Below are 20,269 nucleotides of genomic sequence, written 5' to 3'. Positions count from 1 at the left end.
TGAAGTCACCGAAAAGCATCATAAACCGGTTTGTCCTGTTAATTGACCGCGCCTCTGATATAAAGCATAAGATGCAGTCGGTCACGAAGATTCAGTTTGTTATAGATTTGTGTTAGATGAGATTTAACGGTTCTTTCGCTAATTTTCATCTCTTCAGCGATTTCATGATTCGATTCACCTAAGGCTACTTTTTCAGCAACTTCTTTTTCTTTCTGAGTTAATTCATCAAGATTAGGCTGGTATTTGGATTCAATTTTCTGAGAGGTTCTTTTGATAAGATCGTTTACGATTGGCGAAGGGAGCCAGACGGCGCCTTTTTCAACAGTCTGTTTCGCTAGCTTCAACATTTCCGCATTGGATAATGCGTCAAGATAACCGGTTGCGCCTGAAGAAAATGCATCTTTGAATTCGTTCAGGTCAGCTTGTCGGGTCAGTGCAATGACTTTATTTCCCTGTTTTGCAAACTGACTAATTCGCTTCTGCCAACCGGGCGTTTGCGTTACGATCCAAGTCAGTCCATTTGGCGTTGGCTCTTTATCGGAATCAATATTCATCTCTTCAACAAATTCAACCTGGATGTCAGGGAAAACGGATTTCCAATGATCGGTGGTAAAGCCTTTTTCGGTGAATAGTTGCATCTTATCTCTCTCTCATTGCTTCGGAAGAAGCGCGTAAAATGGGTTTGAAAAGATATTCAAGGACAGTTTTTTTGCCGGTAATGATATCCACTTGTGCAGTCATACCTGGAATAATCTCTAGTTTATCAGATAAATCCGTACTGTTATTACGCAATTTTACCATGTAGTAGGTCTCGTTCTTTTCATCGGTAATGGAGTCCGGACTGATCTGCATGACGATCGCGTCCATACCTCCGTAAATTGCGAAATCGTAAGCGCTGAATTTAATGGTTGCATCCTGACCGACTCGAATAAAGGCGATATCTTTAGGAGAAATTTTTGCTTCGATAATTAGGTTATCGTCCGTTGGGATGATTTCTAAAGCGGTTTGTCCAGGACTGAGAACCCCTCCGATTGTGTTGGCCAGAAGACGCTGAACCGTTCCATTAATTGGTGCTCTGATTTCAGTCTGTGCGACAACGTCTCTCAGCCCTTTTGCCACTTGTTCCAGACTTGAGAGTTTGGTCGAAGCTTCGGTGAGTTGCTCGCGCCAACGTTTATCCGTTGTGATCTTAAGTTCGGCGATTTTGTTCCGTGCTTCGTTAATGGCGCCGCGGTTACGGGAGATAATAGCTTGCGTTTTGGCTAAATCACCGCGCATCCTGTTGAGTTCTCTTTCCAGACGTAGCAGTTCTACCTGGGAAACGGCACCGGATTTAAGCAATGGGCGGGTTGCGGCCAGCTCTCTTGAGAGCAGGGCGATACTTTGTTCATGCTGTGCCTCTGCCGCAGCGGCTTCACGCAGTGCTTGCTGGCGCTGATAGAGTTGAGAGCGTAAAATTTTGTTTTGTTCATTGAACTCGGACTGGTTTGACTGGTAAAGACGTTTTTCCCGTTCAATGATATCCGGTGCGGCCTGTACCAATGATTCCGGGAATTCCAAAGTAGTATTTTCCGTCAGTGCCTGAAGACGGATAATTTCAGCCTGTAGCGCAAGACTTTGCGCTTCATTTTCAAAAAAATTCGACTGCGAGCGGGTTGCGTCAATTTTCAGCAGCAGATCGCCTTTTTTAACCTGTTGACCCTCTGCGACCAGTATTTCCTTGATAACACCGCCATCCAATGACTGTACCATTTGCAGTTTTTGCGATGGGATGACCTTGCCTACACCGCGTGTAATTTCATCCAGACTGGCATTGGCTGCCCAAATGATGAGCAGGATAATCGTGATTACAACCATATAGAGAACACGTTTGGCACGAATCGGTTGCTGTTGGATTCGCGCCCATTCGGCATCGACAACCCAGTCACTGGCATTAATTTTATTCGTTCTTGGAATAGCCAGATCCATTAGCGGTTTTCCTTTTCCGCCAATTTTATTGCTGAGAGAGCCGACTTCGTTGAATGCTGCTTCTTCGGCTGTTTTGGAGTTATCCATTCTCATGATGCATTTTTTCCAATTTGTCCGTGTCTCAACGCCTCAAGTACCTGATCTTTTGGACCGTCGGCAACCAATCTGCCTTTATCAAAGACGATAATGCGTTCTACTAAATTAAGTAAACTTGTTCTGTGTGTAATGGTAATCAGGGTTTTACCCTTAATAATCTGTTTTAAATTGCGGCTAAATTGATTCTCAGCAGAGAAGTCCAAGGATGCCGTCGGTTCGTCAAATAACAATATCGGCGGGTCGTTGATCAATGCACGGGCCAGTGCCACCATCTGTTTCTGTCCGCCGGATAGCTGCTGGCCTCTTTCGCCAACCTGCATATTGAATCCTTCAGGGTGAGAGCGGATTAAACTCTCAAGACCGGTGATTTTACTGACATTCAGAATCTGTTCATCGCTGGCTAAAGGTGCAGCAAAGGTCAGGTTGTCTTTAAGGGTTCCATTAAATAAAACAATGTCTTGAGGGATGTAGCCGATATTGCGTCTTAATTCTGCAGGGTCGATTTGACGCAAGTCGATACCGTCAATAAGGATGCTACCGTTTTCTGGTTGATACAATCCAAGAAGCAGTTTCTCGACAGTTGTCTTGCCGGAGCCATTGCGACCAAGAATAGCGACATGTTCACCTTCCTTAATCTTGAAGTTTACACCTTTCAATACATGACGTTCATCATTCGGGTATTTGAAATCAATCTGTTGGAAATCAATTTCGCCTCTCAGTTTACCTTGGCTGATCCAGGATTTACCGGCTGGACGTTCAACCTGCCGTTTCATAATCTCTTCGAGCGCTTGATAAGAGGTGGAGGCAAAATGGTATTGAGATAAAAGTGCCGCCGTTTGGCTGACTGGCGCCATAGCACGGGATGTTAAAAGATAGGCGGCGATCAGTCCACCTTGGGAGATTTCACCCTCGATAATCAGGTAAACGCCAAGAATAATCACACTGACACCGGCAAGGTGCTGTATCCATTGGGCACCGCTGGTAATTGACGCGGAAAGGAAACGCATTTTTGCGGTATTGCGGGTAATAAAAAGTGTGGCTTTTTCCCAGCGTGACTGCACGCGGCTTTGCGCATTAAAACTTTTGAGCGTTTCGATGTTGGAGATCCCTTCGTAAAGGGTATCGTTTCGGGTTGCACTGGCTTCCATGGAATCGATTGAGAGTTCATGCATTTTCTGCTGTGCACTTAAGGCATAGCTTAAAACGATAATAATCGAGATAACGATTGGAATGATTAATATCGGGTTAATCAAAGCAATAATTAAGGTGAATAACAGGACAAACGGCAGATCGACCAGTGTGGTGACGGTCAGTGAGCCGATAAAGCTGCGAATGGCTTCAAACGATTGTACATTGGAGATAAAGGAACCAGAGGAGTATGGGCGGTTAGCCAGCTGCATATTCAGGATTCTCTCCATAATCGTTGAGGAAAGTTTTACATCGGTGCGTGTTGCTGCGAGATCGATAAACCAGCTACGCATCAATCTCAATACCAATTCAGTCACGATGACGATAAAAATTCCCGCCGCCAGAATCCATAGCGTTTCCGTTGTATGGTTCGGCACTACGCGGTCATAAATATTCATGACAAAAAGGGGCATGGCGATTGCAAATAAATTGATCATTACCGAGGCGAGGATAATGTCTTTGTACAGTCCCCGGCTTTCCTGAATTACGCCCCAAAACCAATGCAATGATGGCTTTTCGATTTTCAATGACTGGTTCTGATAAAGGAACTCGGGACGAACATAAATCACCTGTCCGATATATTGCTCTTCCAATTCTTCGAGTGGAATCGAATCGGTGCTGTCAGGTAATTCGGAAAAAGCGACCTGTGCGTTGTGATCGTCGAACCCATACAGAATGCAGGCGTCGTTGTCACCGGTGGTCGGGTTTTTGCATAGCAATATGCAAGGAAGTAGATGAGGATTGATCTGCTGAAGTTTACGTGATTGTACTTTACTGCTTAAACCGGCTCTTTTGGCAGCTCTTTCAAAAGTTGAAGGAGTCAGAAAACCTTGTTCCAGAGGCAAACCGTTCAATAACGATTCTCTGGAGATTGGTCTGTCGTGAAGCTGGCACAAGTGTAGCAGGCAGTTTGCCAGAGGGTCGTGTTGTTGCAGATCAGTACTCATATAAAGCTACAGTATTTATCTTCCATTTTTTTACGCTCTATTTTATAGACATTTGCTTGTTAAAAGCTATTTTTGGCAAAAAATAGTCGGTATAAAAAAGGAAAAGCCACTAAAACGAATGTTTTAGTGGCTTTAAGTCGATTTTAAAAACCCTTTACTCTTTGACGATTAAAGTGATTTTAGATTCAACACGTCGGTTGGCTTTATGGGCTTCAGGTGTCATCGCATTGATAATCGGTTGCGTTTCACCGAAGCCGACACTGCTGACTCGAGATTTTTCAATCTGATGCGTTTTAACCAGTTCGGTTGCAACGGCTTCTGCTCGTCTTTCCGATAGCCATTGGTTATAGGTGTCAGGTCCTTCCAGTGAAGCATGCCCCTGAATTTCAACCTTAGTATCAGGGTGATCTTTCATGAACTGAGCCAATTCGGCAATATCATTGGCATAACTCTGGTCAATGATAGAAGAGTTATATTTGAAGTTTACGGTCAAACGATAAGTGTTGCCATCTGCATCGTCAGCTGCTGGAACTTCGAATTTTGTTGCCTTAGGCATTGCAAGTGGGCCTGGGTGCTCGACTTCGCCGTACAAGTCAGGAATTTGAGCAATCGGGCAAGTCGTTTCAGGATCGACCGGGATTTCTTCGGCTCCAAGGTCGGCAAGACTTGGCATTTCGCCTTTGACAATATTCAGTGTGCTGAGCAGTAGACCCATTTCCGCCAAAGTTTTAGCGGTGGAAATGTTTCGGTCGTAAACCGCATTGGCATAGGCTCGTCCAGCCTGGAAATATTCAATTTCGGTATCCAATAAATCCAGCAGGGTTCTTTGGCCGATCGAGAATTGATCCTTGAAGGCTACTCGAACTTTATCGGATGCATCTAAGTGTTGGTTCAGAATTGGCATCTGGTCATTTAACTTGCGTACATCATTAAAAGAAATTTGCAGGTTTTGACGCATATCGACACAGGCTTTTTCGCGCAAATAAGTTGCTCTACTGACTTCTTCCAAAGCTCGTTGAACTTGGGAGTCGGTACGTTTACCGTTATAAATGTTATAACGGAACTCCAAAGCCAGTCTTCCGTTTTGGGTTGCGTCATCATTACCTTCTAGATCGTAAGTTTGGGCTCCGTATTCGCCGACCAAGTCAAGGCGAGGTTTAAAGCCGGCTCTTTCGCGCTCAACGCTGCTGCGTTTTGCATCAATATTGCGAATTGCGGCATGGAATGCGGCATTGTGCTGATAGGCATTATTCATGACATCGTCAAATGTGGTTGGAAGCGTGTTCTCGTCAAAATCGACATTCGCCAGATCTTTCGAAGGGATGCTGCCGACAATTCTCAAAAAGCGGGCGCTGACGTCATGCAGGTTCGCTTTTTCAGTAAGTAGGTTGGATTCGGCCAATGCCAGACGACCGCTGATTTGTTCAAGGTCTGCACGTCGCGTAGCCCCTGTCTCAACACCGGCAGCGATCTTTTTATAAACATCCAGGTGGTTTTGGTAGTTTTGCTGAGCGATTTCAGTCAGTTTGCGGTATCTCAAGACATCTTGATAGGCGGTATAAGTATCCAGAGCGGTGTTTTCTACCGAGCTTAGAAGTTCAAAATAGCGAACCAGTTCGGTATTTTTAAAGCTTTCCGTGTTTTTCTCAGTGCGGTGTCCGTCGTACAGCATTTGTGTCAGCGATAGCTTGGCGCTGGCACCGTCATAACGCTCGTTCTGAGTATAGCTTTTGTACATAAAAGCATAATCGGCAAAGAAGTCCAGGTTTGGACGATACTCGGATTCAGCGCTGTTGGTATCCTGTTGTGACGCTAGGAAGTTATGCCACTGTGCTTGAACTTCAGGGTTTTTATCGATGGCGTACTGAATCGTATCGTTAAGGTTGTTTGGCGACATAGGCGCTGGAGAAACCGCCAGTGATGGCATAGATACGATCATTCCGGATAAAGCGAGGAACTTTAAACCTTTACGAATAAAAGAACGGTCTGGCTGAGTAGTCATAATGAGTATCCTTTTTTCTTGTGATTATGTTTTTTTTGTACTTTCTTGCGAAAGTCAATGTATAAAACTATTGTGCAACTTTAATTAGTCGATAAGAAATATTATTAATATAGTTATGGATTATATCCAATAAAAAAGTACAAACATCTGTGCGATAAAGATTTAATGAAGTTTTGTTTCAAAAGTAAATTACGATCAAGAAATGGTGTAAATAGAGTCTTATTAATACTTTAGTACGATGAAATGCGGATTTTCGTTATTTACAATCAAATAACAATAAAAATACATGCATAAATCTCAGACAGAGTTAGGAGAGTAATTATGTCAACTCAAGTCGCAACCATTATTCAAGCAGAGAATTCCGTTATCGTTACTGATCAGAACGGAAATAGTAAACTCGTAGAAGTCGCAGATGTATTGCATCTGGGAGACATTATCCAGACAGGTGAGGACGGATCAGCAACGTTGATGCTTACCGGAGGACAGAAGGTCAGTCTTGGCCCGAATCAGGTTTTAACGCTGAGCAGTAACCTTTTGGCAGAGCAAGTGAATGCCGTTGAGGATAACTCGATCGAAGTTGATTCTCTGGAAGAGACATTGGCGGCAATTGACAACCCTGAAGGTGGCGACCTGTTAGAGGCCTTGGATGCGACTGCTGCTGGTGGTGGAGCCGCTGATGCAGGCGGGGCTATGACGCTGGAAATTTATAGCCTAGATGATGCTGCTGACGCGCAATACCAAGAAGAAGGTGGTGTTCCTCAGGTTGCTCGTGTTGTAGAGACTACGGATCCACTCGCATTTGAATCCGACGAGTTTGCCGCTCAAGATGCATTGATTTCACCAGAAGGTGAAGATCTATTGCAGGTTCCTCCTGTTGCTGTTGATGACGCTTTTACAACGCCTGAAGATACCAGTCTTTTGATTACCTCCGAAGACCTTCTGTCTAATGACTCCGATGCGGATGGCGATAGTCTGACCATCGTTTCAGTAACTCAGCCTGATAATGGTTCGCTTATTGATAACGGTGATGGAACCTATACCTATACACCGAATCCGGACTATAACGGTGATGACTCTTTTACTTATCAAATTACTGATGGCAATGGCGGCTATGACACTGCAACGGGAAATATTGTCGTTACCCCGGTTGTTGATACCGTTTATGCGCAAATTATTGTCGATAGCGAATCTGTTCCGGAAGGTGAGATTGTTAATTACACCGTTCACCTTGTTGATGACCAAGGCAATCCGGTTGTCGTTCCAGTAGGAGAAACCGTCACCGTTAATCTGGAATGGTCGGGTGAAGCATCCGGCGGGGCCGATACCAGCACACTGCCTGATTCTGTAGTGATTACCGGTGGCTCAAGTACCTCTTTCCCTGTTGAAGCCCTGACCGATAGCAATTATGAGGGCGATGAGCCTCTGGTTGCTCAGATCGTCTCTGTTAGCCACAACAGCAGTCTCGAAGAGGTTGTTATCGGTGTTAATGATACGGCTAACACGGTCATAACCGATACCAGTGAAATCACAGTTGAAAGTGTGACTTCCGATACTCAACCGGAAGGTAGTACCTTGACTCACACAGTCACCATGAGTGGTGAAAGCATTAATGATGAAACCTACAGTTTCAGCATTGCGGACAACACCACCGAGCCGGAAGACTGGAGTAATCTGCAGTTCACCAACGGTGTTGTAAACAATGGCGACGGTACCATTACGGTACCAGCCGGTGTGACCGAGTTTGATATCACCACCGATGCTGCGACCGACCCGAACTATGAAGGCGACGAGTTCTACGACGTCACGGTAGGCGGTGTTGCGGCGACCGGTACCATTACCGATACCAGCGAAATCACAGTTGAAAGTGTGACTTCCGATACTCAACCGGAAGGCAGCACCTTGACGCATACCGTCACCATGAGTGGTGAAAGCATCAATGATGAAACCTACAGTTTCAGCATTGCGGACAACACCACCGAGCCGGAAGACTGGAGTAATCTGCAGTTCACCAACGGTGTTGTAAACAATGGCGACGGTACCATTACGGTGCCTGCCGGTGTGACCGAGTTTGATATCACCACCGATGCTGCGACCGACCCGAACTATGAAGGCGACGAGTTCTACGACGTCACGGTAGGCGGTGTTGCGGCGACCGGTACCATTACCGATACCAGCGAAATCACAGTTGAAAGTGTGACTTCCGATACTCAACCGGAAGGCAGCACCTTGACGCATACCGTCACCATGAGTGGTGAAAGCATCAATGATGAAACCTACAGTTTCAGCATTGCGGACAACACCACCGAGCCGGAAGACTGGAGTAATCTGCAGTTCACCAACGGTGTTGTAAACAATGGCGACGGTACCATTACGGTGCCTGCCGGTGTGACCGAGTTTGATATCACCACCGATGCTGCGACCGACCCGAACTATGAAGGCGACGAGTTCTACGACGTCACGGTAGGCGGTGTTGCGGCGACCGGTACCATTACCGATACCAGCGAAATCACAGTTGAAAGTGTGACTTCCGATACTCAACCGGAAGGCAGTACCTTGACGCATACCGTCACCATGAGTGGTGAAAGCATCAATGATGAAACCTACAGTTTCAGCATTGCGGACAACACCACCGAGCCGGAAGACTGGAGTAATCTGCAGTTCACCAACGGTGTTGTAAACAATGGCGACGGTACCATTACGGTGCCTGCCGGTGTGACCGAGTTTGATATCACCACGGATGCGGCGACCGACCCGAACTATGAAGGCGACGAGTTCTACGACGTCACGGTAGGCGGTGTTGCGGCGACCGGTACCATTACCGATACCAGCGAAATCACAGTTGAAAGTGTGACTTCCGATACTCAACCGGAAGGCAGCACCTTGACGCATACCGTCACCATGAGTGGTGAAAGCATCAATGATGAAACCTACAGTTTCAGCATTGCGGACAACACCACCGAGCCGGAAGACTGGAGTAATCTGCAGTTCACCAACGGTGTTGTAAACAATGGCGACGGTACCATTACGGTGCCTGCCGGTGTGACCGAGTTTGATATCACCACCGATGCTGCGACCGACCCGAACTATGAAGGCGACGAGTTCTACGACGTCACGGTAGGCGGTGTTGCGGCGACCGGTACCATTACCGATACCAGCGAAATCACAGTTGAAAGTGTGACTTCCGATACTCAACCGGAAGGCAGTACCTTGACGCATACCGTCACCATGAGTGGTGAAAGCATCAATGATGAAACCTACAGTTTCAGCATTGCGGACAACACCACCGAGCCGGAAGACTGGAGTAATCTGCAGTTCACCAACGGTGTTGTAAACAATGGCGACGGTACCATTACGGTGCCTGCCGGTGTGACCGAGTTTGATATCACCACGGATGCGGCGACCGACCCGAACTATGAAGGCGACGAGTTCTACGACGTCACTGTAGGCGGTGTTGCGGCGACCGGTACCATTACCGATACCAGCGAAATCACAGTTGAAAGTGTGACTTCCGATACTCAACCGGAAGGCAGTACCTTGACGCATACCGTCACCATGAGTGGTGAAAGCATTAATGATGAAACCTACAGTTTCAGCATTGCGGACAACACCACCGAGCCGGAAGACTGGAGTAATCTGCAGTTCACCAACGGTGTTGTAAACAATGGCGACGGTACCATTACGGTGCCTGCCGGTGTGACCGAGTTTGATATCACCACGGATGCGGCGACCGACCCGAACTATGAAGGCGACGAGTTCTACGACGTCACGGTAGGCGGTGTTGCGGCGACCGGTACCATTACCGATACCAGCGAAATCACAGTTGAAAGTGTGACTTCCGATACTCAACCGGAAGGCAGCACCTTGACGCATACCGTCACCATGAGTGGTGAAAGCATCAATGATGAAACCTACAGTTTCAGCATTGCGGACAACACCACCGAGCCGGAAGACTGGAGTAATCTGCAGTTCACCAACGGTGTTGTAAACAATGGCGACGGTACCATTACGGTGCCTGCCGGTGTGACCGAGTTTGATATCACCACCGATGCTGCGACCGACCCGAACTATGAAGGCGACGAGTTCTACGACGTCACGGTAGGCGGTGTTGCGGCGACCGGTACCATTACCGATACCAGCGAAATCACAGTTGAAAGTGTGACTTCCGATACTCAACCGGAAGGCAGCACCTTGACGCATACCGTCACCATGAGTGGTGAAAGCATCAATGATGAAACCTACAGTTTCAGCATTGCGGACAACACCACCGAGCCGGAAGACTGGAGTAATCTGCAGTTCACCAACGGTGTTGTAAACAATGGCGACGGTACCATTACGGTGCCTGCCGGTGTGACCGAGTTTGATATCACCACCGATGCTGCGACCGACCCGAACTATGAAGGCGACGAGTTCTACGACGTCACGGTAGGCGGTGTTGCGGCGACCGGTACCATTACCGATACCAGCGAAATCACAGTTGAAAGTGTGACTTCCGATACTCAACCGGAAGGCAGTACCTTGACTCACACAGTCACCATGAGTGGTGAAAGCATCAATGATGAAACCTACAGTTTCAGCATTGCGGACAACACCACCGAGCCGGAAGACTGGAGTAATCTGCAGTTCACCAACGGTGTTGTAAACAATGGCGACGGTACCATTACGGTGCCTGCCGGTGTGACCGAGTTTGATATCACCACCGATGCTGCGACCGACCCGAACTATGAAGGCGACGAGTTCTACGACGTCACGGTAGGCGGTGTTGCGGCGACCGGTACCATTACCGATACCAGCGAAATCACAGTTGAAAGTGTGACTTCCGATACTCAACCGGAAGGCAGTACCTTGACGCATACCGTCACCATGAGTGGTGAAAGCATCAATGATGAAACCTACAGTTTCAGCATTGCGGACAACACCACCGAGCCGGAAGACTGGAGTAATCTGCAGTTCACCAACGGTGTTGTAAACAATGCGACGGTACCATTACGGTGCCTGCCGGTGTGACCGAGTTTGATATCACCACCGATGCTGCGACCGACCCGAACTATGAAGGCGACGAGTTCTACGACGTCACGGTAGGCGGTGTTGCGGCGACCGGTACCATTACCGATACCAGCGAAATCACAGTTGAAAGTGTGACTTCCGATACTCAACCGGAAGGCAGTACCTTGACGCATACCGTCACCATGAGTGGTGAAAGCATCAATGATGAAACCTACAGTTTCAGCATTGCGGACAACACCACCGAGCCGGAAGACTGGAGTAATCTGCAGTTCACCAACGGTGTTGTAAACAATGGCGACGGTACCATTACGGTACCAGCCGGTGTGACCGAGTTTGATATCACCACCGATGCTGCGACCGACCCGAACTATGAAGGCGACGAGTTCTACGACGTCACGGTAGGCGGTGTTGCGGCGACCGGTACCATTACCGATACCAGCGAAATCACAGTTGAAAGTGTGACTTCCGATACTCAACCGGAAGGCAGTACCTTGACTCACACAGTCACCATGAGTGGTGAAAGCATCAATGATGAAACCTACAGTTTCAGCATTGCGGACAACACCACCGAGCCGGAAGACTGGAGTAATCTGCAGTTCACCAACGGTGTTGTAAACAATGGCGACGGTACCATTACGGTGCCTGCCGGTGTGACCGAGTTTGATATCACCACCGATGCTGCGACCGACCCGAACTATGAAGGCGACGAGTTCTACGACGTCACGGTAGGCGGTGTTGCGGCGACCGGTACCATTACCGATACCAGCGAAATCACAGTTGAAAGTGTGACTTCCGATACTCAACCGGAAGGCAGTACCTTGACGCATACCGTCACCATGAGTGGTGAAAGCATCAATGATGAAACCTACAGTTTCAGCATTGCGGACAACACCACCGAGCCGGAAGACTGGAGTAATCTGCAGTTCACCAACGGTGTTGTAAACAATGGCGACGGTACCATTACGGTACCAGCCGGTGTGACCGAGTTTGATATCACCACCTATGCTGAAGAAGATGCTGATTATGAAGGTACAGAGTTCTACGACGTCACTGTAGGCGGTGTAGCTGCAACCGGTACCATTTTAGATAACGATGCATTAGCAACAGATATTTCTGTTGACGAGGATGATATTGCAAGCGTTGTTGGTAATCCAGGCGGAGTGGATGATCTAACCACCCCGGTCATTTCCGGAACATTGACATATGATTTGGGTGGCCAGAATCTAGATAGTATTATGCTTTCAACCAATGTGGGTGGCCTAAATCAAACTGGACTCAGCACTGTAGACGGTACGGCTGTGCTGACCCTATGGGATCCAGTCAGCAATACCTTAATCGGTTATAAAGATGGTGCTCCGTCCGGTGATGAAGGACTGCCTGACTACTTGGTCTTTGAGGTTGAAGTGACCTCATTGGATAATTCAGGGGCAAGTTATGAGATCACCCTTTATCAGCCGCTACAGCATCACGAACCAGCCAGTGCCGATGATACCGAAGCGAATGACCTTGTTCTTCCAATTGATGTAGTCGTCAATGCATCTGGTGGATTGCAGGCAACAACTTCATTTGACCTAACCATTGATGATGATACGCCAATCAACTTTATGGCAGATATCTCTGCGGTTGCCCCTGGCGATGGCGTTACAGATGTTCCGCTGAACTTCTCTGCAGGTGCGGATGGTGCTGGAGCGGATGGTTATAGCATCAGTGTTGCGGACGGTCAGCAAGTAACCAATGCAGATGGACAGCTGCTGTTCTTCGGCCCTGAATTCAAAGAAATTACATGGAACAGTGTTTCTTCAACTGAAGTACAAGGGGTTGTTGATGCCGGCACAGTGGATGAGCAGGCTGTGTTTACTCTCAGCATTAATTCTGACGGTACCTATAACTTCAGTGCCGTTGATGGACAGTTCCTGGTTCAAACTGACGATGTTCCGTTTACTAATGATCAGCCGGTGCAAGCGGGTAACGATACCTACTACGGTATTGTCGATCTTGGCGGAACCGATACGGATGTTGTCGTGACTGGTACTGGGGCAGTAAATACTAACTCGGTAGAATTTGGTACAGGTAATACTTCGTTAAATGCTGGCCAGTTCCTTAATTTCGAGTTCTACTCCGATTCAACATTGAATGGTGGTAGTGAAACCGATCCGCGAATTGGTTCAACGGAAAGCGAAATTAATAATTTCACTTTCACGGTTTCAGATACAGCGAGTAATACAACGCCTACATTCTCTGTAACCGCTTATGACTCTAATGGCGATGCAGTAGCTGTTACGGTTGTAGATAGTAACGGTATTCCGGTTGCAACCAATCTAAATGGTTCCTATACAGCGATAGAAGGGTATGACTACAAAGTAGTCGGTGATGAACCTTATGCTAATGTTGTTATTACAGGTGTTGACGGAAATAGCACAGGTACAAACTTTAGCGTTGTCATTTCCGGATTCAGTTCAATTAATCCGAGTGATGTCGCTTTGAGCTTTGATGCGACAGCAACCGATATGGATGGTGACAGTGCCAGCGGAACTATTGTGGTTGGTATTGATCAGGTCAGTGATGGTAACGATGACTCAATGTTTGAGGATGTCAGTGAATCGGCTTCTGTCGAACAAGATACGGTTCTGTCCGGCAATCTGTTATTGAATGTTATTGACAATGATGCTGATCAGACTCACCAGGTAACCGACTTCACAGTCGATGGTGATGCAACAACCTACGCTGCAGGGGATACAGCCGTCATTAGCGGAGTGGGTAGCCTTACTGTAGATGGAAATGGTGATTATAGCTTTACACCTGAGACCGGTTACGTAGGGGCTGTTCCTGAAGTTACCTATAGTGTGCTGGATGTAAACGATACCGCACCTGAAGATACCGATACTTCAACGCTCAATATCGAAGTTGTAGCAACCCCTGTTGCCGCCATGATGGTTGAAGAATCGTTCGACTACGCGATGTTGGAAACTGGAGCGGGAATTACCACGCTTTCCGCAGAATTAAGAACGGAATTTGATGGTTCGTTTGAAGATCTTGTTCAGACTGAGACAGAAGGAGAGGTTGCCCTCGGTTCTGAATCACCTGCTGAAGGATCGGATGAAGGTGGTCAGGATCTCCTTGCTCAGGAAGCTTCCGAAAACGGTGCGGGCAATGCCAATATTCCTGATGGCGTGCCTGATCACAGTTCGGCTGGTGGCGTTCCTGGTGGTGCAGTTGACCCTGCAGGTTCCGAGGCAGTTCAAGGGCCTGATGAAACCATGAAACAGATTATTGATAGCGAGCTAGACAATAATTAATGATTAAACGTTAGACTGGAGATAGAAAGCCCCGTTTTAAGCGGGGCTTTTTTGTTTTTTGCTCCTTATAACAGCAGTTGGAAAAACGCCATATCCGAAGGGTTTTCTGGTTACAAAGTTCTTCCTAAAACGTAAATTGATGTCAAATAAAAGTCTGAAGAAGGGTTTCATTCTAAAAATGATTTACGATCAAGAAATGGAGTAAATGACAGGCAATTGCTACTTTTGTACGATGAAATACTGTTTTCTCTTAATTAGAATTAAATCACAGAAAGAATAAAATTCGTTTTTCAGGCCGAGTAGGAGGACACCATGTCAACTCAAGTCGCAACCATTATCAACGTACAAAACTCAGCACTTGTCTATGATCAGAATGGTAATTCCAGATTAGTGGAAGTTGCTGATATTTTAAATTTAGGCGATGTTATTCAGACAGGGGTGGATGGTGCTGTCACGCTTATGCTGACCAATGGTCAAAAGGTTGATATAGGCCCAAATCAGACTCTGGCTTTGACGGATAGTATTTTGTCAGAGCAGGTTGCTTCCGAAGGTGACAATGTGATTGAGCCGGGCTCTCTTGAAGAGACGCTGGCAGCAATTGATAACCCTGAAGGCGGTGATTTGTTAGAAGCTTTGGATGCAACAGCTGCCGGTGGTGGTGCCGCTGAAGCAGGCGGGGCCATGACGCTTGAAATTTACAGTCTGGATGATGCCGAAGGTGCTCAATATGAGGCCGAAGGTGGTGTGCCTCAGGTGGCACGTGTGGTTGAAACAACCGATCCTCTGGCATTCGAGTCCGATCCTTTTGCTGAGCAGGATGCATTGATCTCTCCGGAAGGCGAGGATCTATTGCAGAACCCTCCGGTTGCTGCGGATGATGCCTTTATCACACAAGAAGATACCAGTCTTGTAATTACCTCTGAAGATTTGTTGGCAAACGACACCGATATTGACGGTGATGACCTGACAATCGTTTCGGTCACACAGCCTGAAAACGGTTCACTTGTGGACAACGGAAACGGTACCTATACCTATACTCCGAATCAGGATTACAACGGTAGTGATTCTTTTTCTTATCAAATCACCGATGGTAATGGAAACTATTCCGATGCGGTAGTTGGAATTACCGTTGTTCCTGATAACGCTGTTTTACGCCTTGAAGCCACGCCGGAATTAACCGAAGACGGCGGTGAAATCGTTTATACCGTTACCATTAATGAAGCGCCTCAAGGCAGCGATGTAGAGGTAACACTGGATAATGGCCTGTCTGTTACGATTGCCGAAGGCGAAACTTCAGGTTCGGTTTCAACCATGGTTGAAGAATCTGACTTTGAAGATGTTTATAAAGACAGCGACGAGATCATTGTAAAAATCACTAATGCAACCGGTGGTGACGCAGGTGAGTATGACTATACGACTTACGGAACCGCATCAACCTTTATCGTTGATACGATTGATACGACCACCGTCAGTTTGGCGGCAACAGAAAGCTTGACTGAAGATGGTGGTGTAATTACCTATATTGCCGCGGTGGACAACCCACCTCAAACGGACTTGACTGTGGATCTGTCCAATGGTCAGAGTATTACTATTTTGGCGGGCCAAAACTTTGGTAGTACACAGTTTACTGTCAATGAATCGGATTTTGAGGATGTTTATCAAGACAGTGACAGTATTGATGTTACTGTGACCGGTGCGACTGGTGGTAATTACGAAAATGTCGATTACAGTGGCGCCAGTGCTTCGACTGCAATTGTCGATACCATTGATACCACAACGGTCAGTTTGACGGCGACGCCACAACTGACTGAAGACGGTGGTGTGATCACTTACGTTGCCAGTGTGGATAACGCACCGCAGACCGACATGACGGTTGATCTGTCAAACGGCGAAAGTATTACTATTCTGGCGAACCAGTTCTCCGGTAGTACCTCCGTTACTATTGATGAAGCAGAGTTCGAAGATGTGTATGTGGACAGCGACAGTATTGATGTCAATGTGACCGGCACGACTGGCGGTAACTACGAAAACGTTGATTACAGTGGCGCCAGTGCTTCGACTGCGATTGTTGATACCATTGATACCACAACGGTCAGTTTGACGGCGACGCCACAGCTTACTGAAGACGGTGGTGTGATTCTGTATACCGCCAGCGTGGATAACGCACCGCAGACCGACATGACGGTTGATCTGTCAAACGGCGAAAGTATTACCATTCTGGCGAACCAGTTCTCGGGCAGTACCTCCGTTACTATTGATGAGTCAGAGTTCGAAGATGTGTATGTGGACAGCGACAGTATTGATGTCAATGTGACCGGCACGACTGGCGGTAACTACGAAAACGTTGATTACAGCGCTGCCAGTGCTTCGACTGCGATTGTCGATACCATTGATACCACAACGGTCAGTTTGACGGCGACGCCACAACTGACTGAAGACGGTGGTGTGATCACTTACGTTGCCAGTGTGGATAACGCACCGCAGACCGACATGACGGTTGATCTGTCAAACGGCGAAAGTATTACTATTCTGGCGAACCAGTTCTCCGGTAGTACCTCCGTTACTATTGATGAAGCAGAGTTCGAAGATGTGTATGTGGACAGCGACAGTATTGATGTCAATGTGACCGGCACGACTGGCGGTAACTACGAAAACGTTGATTACAGCGGTGCCAGTGCTTCGACTGCGATTGTCGATACCATTGATACCACAACGGTCAGTTTGACGGCGACGCCACAACTGACTGAAGACGGTGGTGTGATCACTTACGTTGCCAGTGTGGATAACGCACCGCAGACCGACATGACGGTTGATCTGTCAAACGGCGAAAGTATTACTATTCTGGCGAACCAGTTCTCCGGTAGTACCTCCGTTACTATTGATGAAGCAGAGTTCGAAGATGTGTATGTGGACAGCGACAGTATTGATGTCAATGTGACCGGCACGACTGGCGGTAACTACGAAAACGTTGATTACAGTGGCGCCAGCGCATCAACCTTAATTGTTGATTCAATTGACACAACAACTGTGAGTATTTCCGGTCCTGCCTCTGTGGTAGAAGGTGAAGCAGCCGTCTATCATTTGAGCGTTGATAATCCTCCGGAAACAGATATGACGGTTACAGTGGTGAGCAGTCATATCGATACAGATTCAGGCGATCTTGTGACCGAATCCCAGAACTTTGTCATCAAAGCCGGTGATACCTATCCAACCGACGGGAATGGTGACGAGGTGACCTTTAGCGTACAAACGCTGGATGATCCGAATGCGGAAAATCCCGAAGATTTTATGGTGAGTATTTCGGACGCCTTTGGTGGTAACTTTGAGGATGTTTCCATCGGCAGTCCTGTTACGACAACCATATTGGATGATTCGGATAATCCGTCCGTTACGGCTGAAACAGTTTCTGTTGATGAAGATGATATTGGCACTATCGGTAACCCAGGTGGGGTTGGTGATATTGTTCCTGATACAACGGGCTCATTGGCTTTCGTCTTGGGTAACGATACATTGGGTAGCGTTGCTCTTTCGACAACTTACGCCAGCGAGTTGAACGCAACCGGCATTACGACGCTGGACGGTTCCCGTGTTCTGACCACTTGGGACGAAGTAAGTCATACCTTGGTTGGTTATAAAGAGGGTACCAGTCCCGGTGATGAAGGTTATCTGGTCTTCACTGTGGAGTTGTATAACATTGATAACTCCGGTGCCGACTATGATGTCTCACTCTATCAGGCAGTTCGTCATCACGATGTGAACCTGGCGGATGATACGGAAGAGTTGAATCTACAGATTCCGATTGATGTTTTGGTGGAAGATTCCGATGGATCTCCGGCGACAACGTCATTCGATCTGACGATTAATGATGATACGCCAATTGATTTCATGCCGGAAATTTCCGTGGTAACACCAGGCGAAACGGTTGCAGACGTATCTTTGAACTTCTCGGCTGGTGCAGACCGAGCTGCTGTAAACGGGTATAACTTAGATATCAGTAACTACAGTGACGGTGGTCAGGTGACAACTGCAGATGGTCAGCTTCTTTACTTTGGTAATGACTTTGATCCGGTGATGTGGAATCAAGTCAGTGCGACCGAGGTTCAAGGGGTTGCTGACGGAATGGTTGTGTTTACACTATCGATTGATTCAACTGACGGTACTTATGACTTCTATGCGGTAGATGGTTTGTTTGTGGTGCAGGATGATGATGTACCGTTTGAAAACAACCAGGATGTTTCCGGTGGTAACGCCGATTACTTCGGTCTGACTAACTTGGGCAGCACCGACACAGATCCTGTCGGTTCTGGAGTCGATGTTATCGTCAGCGCGAGCACAACTGTTAATACTGACTCACACGAGTTTGGTGCAGGTAGCGGTCAATCGTTAAATAGCGGTGAGTGGTTGCAGTTCGATTTCTATGAAAATTCCGGACTTAACGGATCAAGTAATACGGTTATCGATGATCTGGGCATCACCGTTTCTTCCCCAGCGGATTTGACGGAAAGTGTTATCAATAACTTTGCGTTCATCATTCCGGGTGGCCCTTCGATTGCCAGTGATTTGAAAGGTGCAACCTTTACGGTTGAAGCCTATGATTTGGACGGCAATCTGGTCGATGTTGATGTTCGGATTGAAGATACGTTGGGGAATGTTTCCATCGATACTGACGGTGCTGGTATCTTGGTTGCTGCCGATTACACCTATACTGTTATCGGTGATGAGAATTACGCTTACGTTCGAGTCATTGCCGATACTGGCGCAGGTAATGTTACCGGTAAAAACTTCGGTATTGTCGTTGACGGCTTCAGTGCTCTGTATCCAAGTGATGTTGCTCTGGGCTTCGATGCGACCGGAACGGATCAGGATGGCGATAGTGCAAATGGCACAATTCTGGTAGGTATTGATCAGGTCAATGAAGATAACGACGATACGATGTTCGAAGACGTCGGCGAATCGGCAATTGTTGAGGAGGGCACGGTTCTGACAGGTAACCTGCTAGACAATGTCATTGATAATGATAGTGATCAAACCCATGAAGTAAATGACTTTACGGTCGAAGGCACTACTTATGATGCAGGCGATACCGCGGTAATGACCGGTTACGGAACGGTAACGGTTGAAGCCGATGGTAACTACAGCTTTACACCGGAAGCCGGCTATGTCGGTTCAGTGCCTGAAATCAGCTATAGCGTGGTTGATGTGAACGATACTGCGCCTCAAGATACGGATACATCGACGCTTAATATCGAGGTGATTTCCAGTGTAGATGCAGCCATGATGGCAATGGATGAGTCATTCGATTTCGAAGCGATTGCCGGAACCGAAGCCATGATGGTACCTCAAGCAAGTGCCAGAGTTGAAAGCGTTTCGGTGGAAGACCTCGTCCAAGCCGAAGGCGAAGGAGATGTCGATGTAGCAACTGAAGTGCCTGCTGAAGGAGGCGCTGAGAGTGAAGGTCAAGATCTGCTTGCCGGTGAGACAGGAACGTCTCCTGATGTCGCTCCAGAAGGTACGACAGCTGCTCCTGAAGGGGTCGCTGAAGCTCCTGCACCAGATGAAACTCTGAAAGAGATTATCGAAAGTGAATTGGAAGATGATCTGAGCAAATAAATCTCTGACTCAAGTCAATCATGAGGTTATAGGCCCTGGCATATGTCGGGGCTTTTTTATAGGCGGTTGAAAAGCATTTCAGAGAAATAAAAAGCCGCGCATAATAGCGCGGCGGTTGAGTATCGTTATTGTAATTTGCACAAAAAATATCGTGTGAT

7 protein-coding genes are annotated in these 20,269 nt (G+C 47.3%); 3 read left to right on the top strand and 4 right to left on the bottom strand.

Annotation, left to right across the window (positions count from 1 at the left end; genetic code table 11):
- Positions 1 to 38: 38 nt before the first annotated feature.
- The 4 genes from HQN79_RS07915 to HQN79_RS07900 form a co-directional block, all read right to left on the bottom strand.
- The gene (locus HQN79_RS07915; protein ID WP_173285397.1) at positions 39 to 638 is read right to left on the bottom strand and encodes a response regulator transcription factor; all 600 of its coding nucleotides are present in this window, start codon (positions 636 to 638) and stop codon (positions 39 to 41) included.
- Between the two features lies 1 nt (position 639).
- Positions 640 to 2,061 carry an HlyD family type I secretion periplasmic adaptor subunit gene (locus tag HQN79_RS07910; protein WP_173285396.1) on the bottom strand — a complete coding sequence of 474 codons (1,422 nt, stop codon included), beginning with the start codon at positions 2,059 to 2,061 and terminating at the stop codon, positions 640 to 642.
- The gene (locus HQN79_RS07905; RefSeq protein ID WP_173285395.1) at positions 2,058 to 4,199 is read right to left on the bottom strand and encodes a type I secretion system permease/ATPase; all 2,142 of its coding nucleotides are present in this window, start codon (positions 4,197 to 4,199) and stop codon (positions 2,058 to 2,060) included. Before HQN79_RS07905 ends, HQN79_RS07910 begins: the two co-directional genes overlap by 4 nt.
- A 154-nt stretch (positions 4,200 to 4,353) precedes the next feature.
- Positions 4,354 to 6,201, bottom strand: a complete 1,848-nt coding sequence (locus HQN79_RS07900; RefSeq protein ID WP_173285394.1) for a TolC family outer membrane protein — start codon at positions 6,199 to 6,201, stop codon at positions 4,354 to 4,356.
- Positions 6,202 to 6,522: 321 nt separating this feature from the next.
- Here HQN79_RS07900 and HQN79_RS07895 point away from each other — a divergent pair, with 321 nt between their 5' ends.
- The 3 genes from HQN79_RS07895 (at position 6,523) to HQN79_RS07885 (ending at position 20,111) form a co-directional block, all read left to right on the top strand.
- Positions 6,523 to 11,205: a cadherin-like domain-containing protein gene (locus HQN79_RS07895; protein ID WP_173285393.1), complete on the top strand. Its 4,683-nt coding sequence runs from the start codon at positions 6,523 to 6,525 to the stop codon at positions 11,203 to 11,205.
- Positions 11,202 to 14,501, top strand: a complete 3,300-nt coding sequence (locus HQN79_RS07890; RefSeq protein WP_173285392.1) for a beta strand repeat-containing protein — start codon at positions 11,202 to 11,204, stop codon at positions 14,499 to 14,501. The genes HQN79_RS07895 and HQN79_RS07890 overlap by 4 nt, the downstream gene beginning before the upstream one ends.
- Positions 14,502 to 14,813: 312 nt before the next feature.
- Complete coding sequence (locus HQN79_RS07885) at positions 14,814 to 20,111, top strand: immunoglobulin-like domain-containing protein (RefSeq protein ID WP_173285391.1); 5,298 nt, start codon at positions 14,814 to 14,816, stop codon at positions 20,109 to 20,111.
- The last annotated feature ends 158 nt before the right edge of the window (positions 20,112 to 20,269 follow it).

The sequence above is a fragment of the Thiomicrorhabdus xiamenensis genome (genome assembly GCF_013282625.1).
Taxonomy (GTDB): domain Bacteria; phylum Pseudomonadota; class Gammaproteobacteria; order Thiomicrospirales; family Thiomicrospiraceae; genus Thiomicrorhabdus; species Thiomicrorhabdus xiamenensis.
The sequence above is the reverse complement of the archived record's forward strand: the minus strand, read 5'-3'. Positions and strand labels throughout refer to the sequence as shown.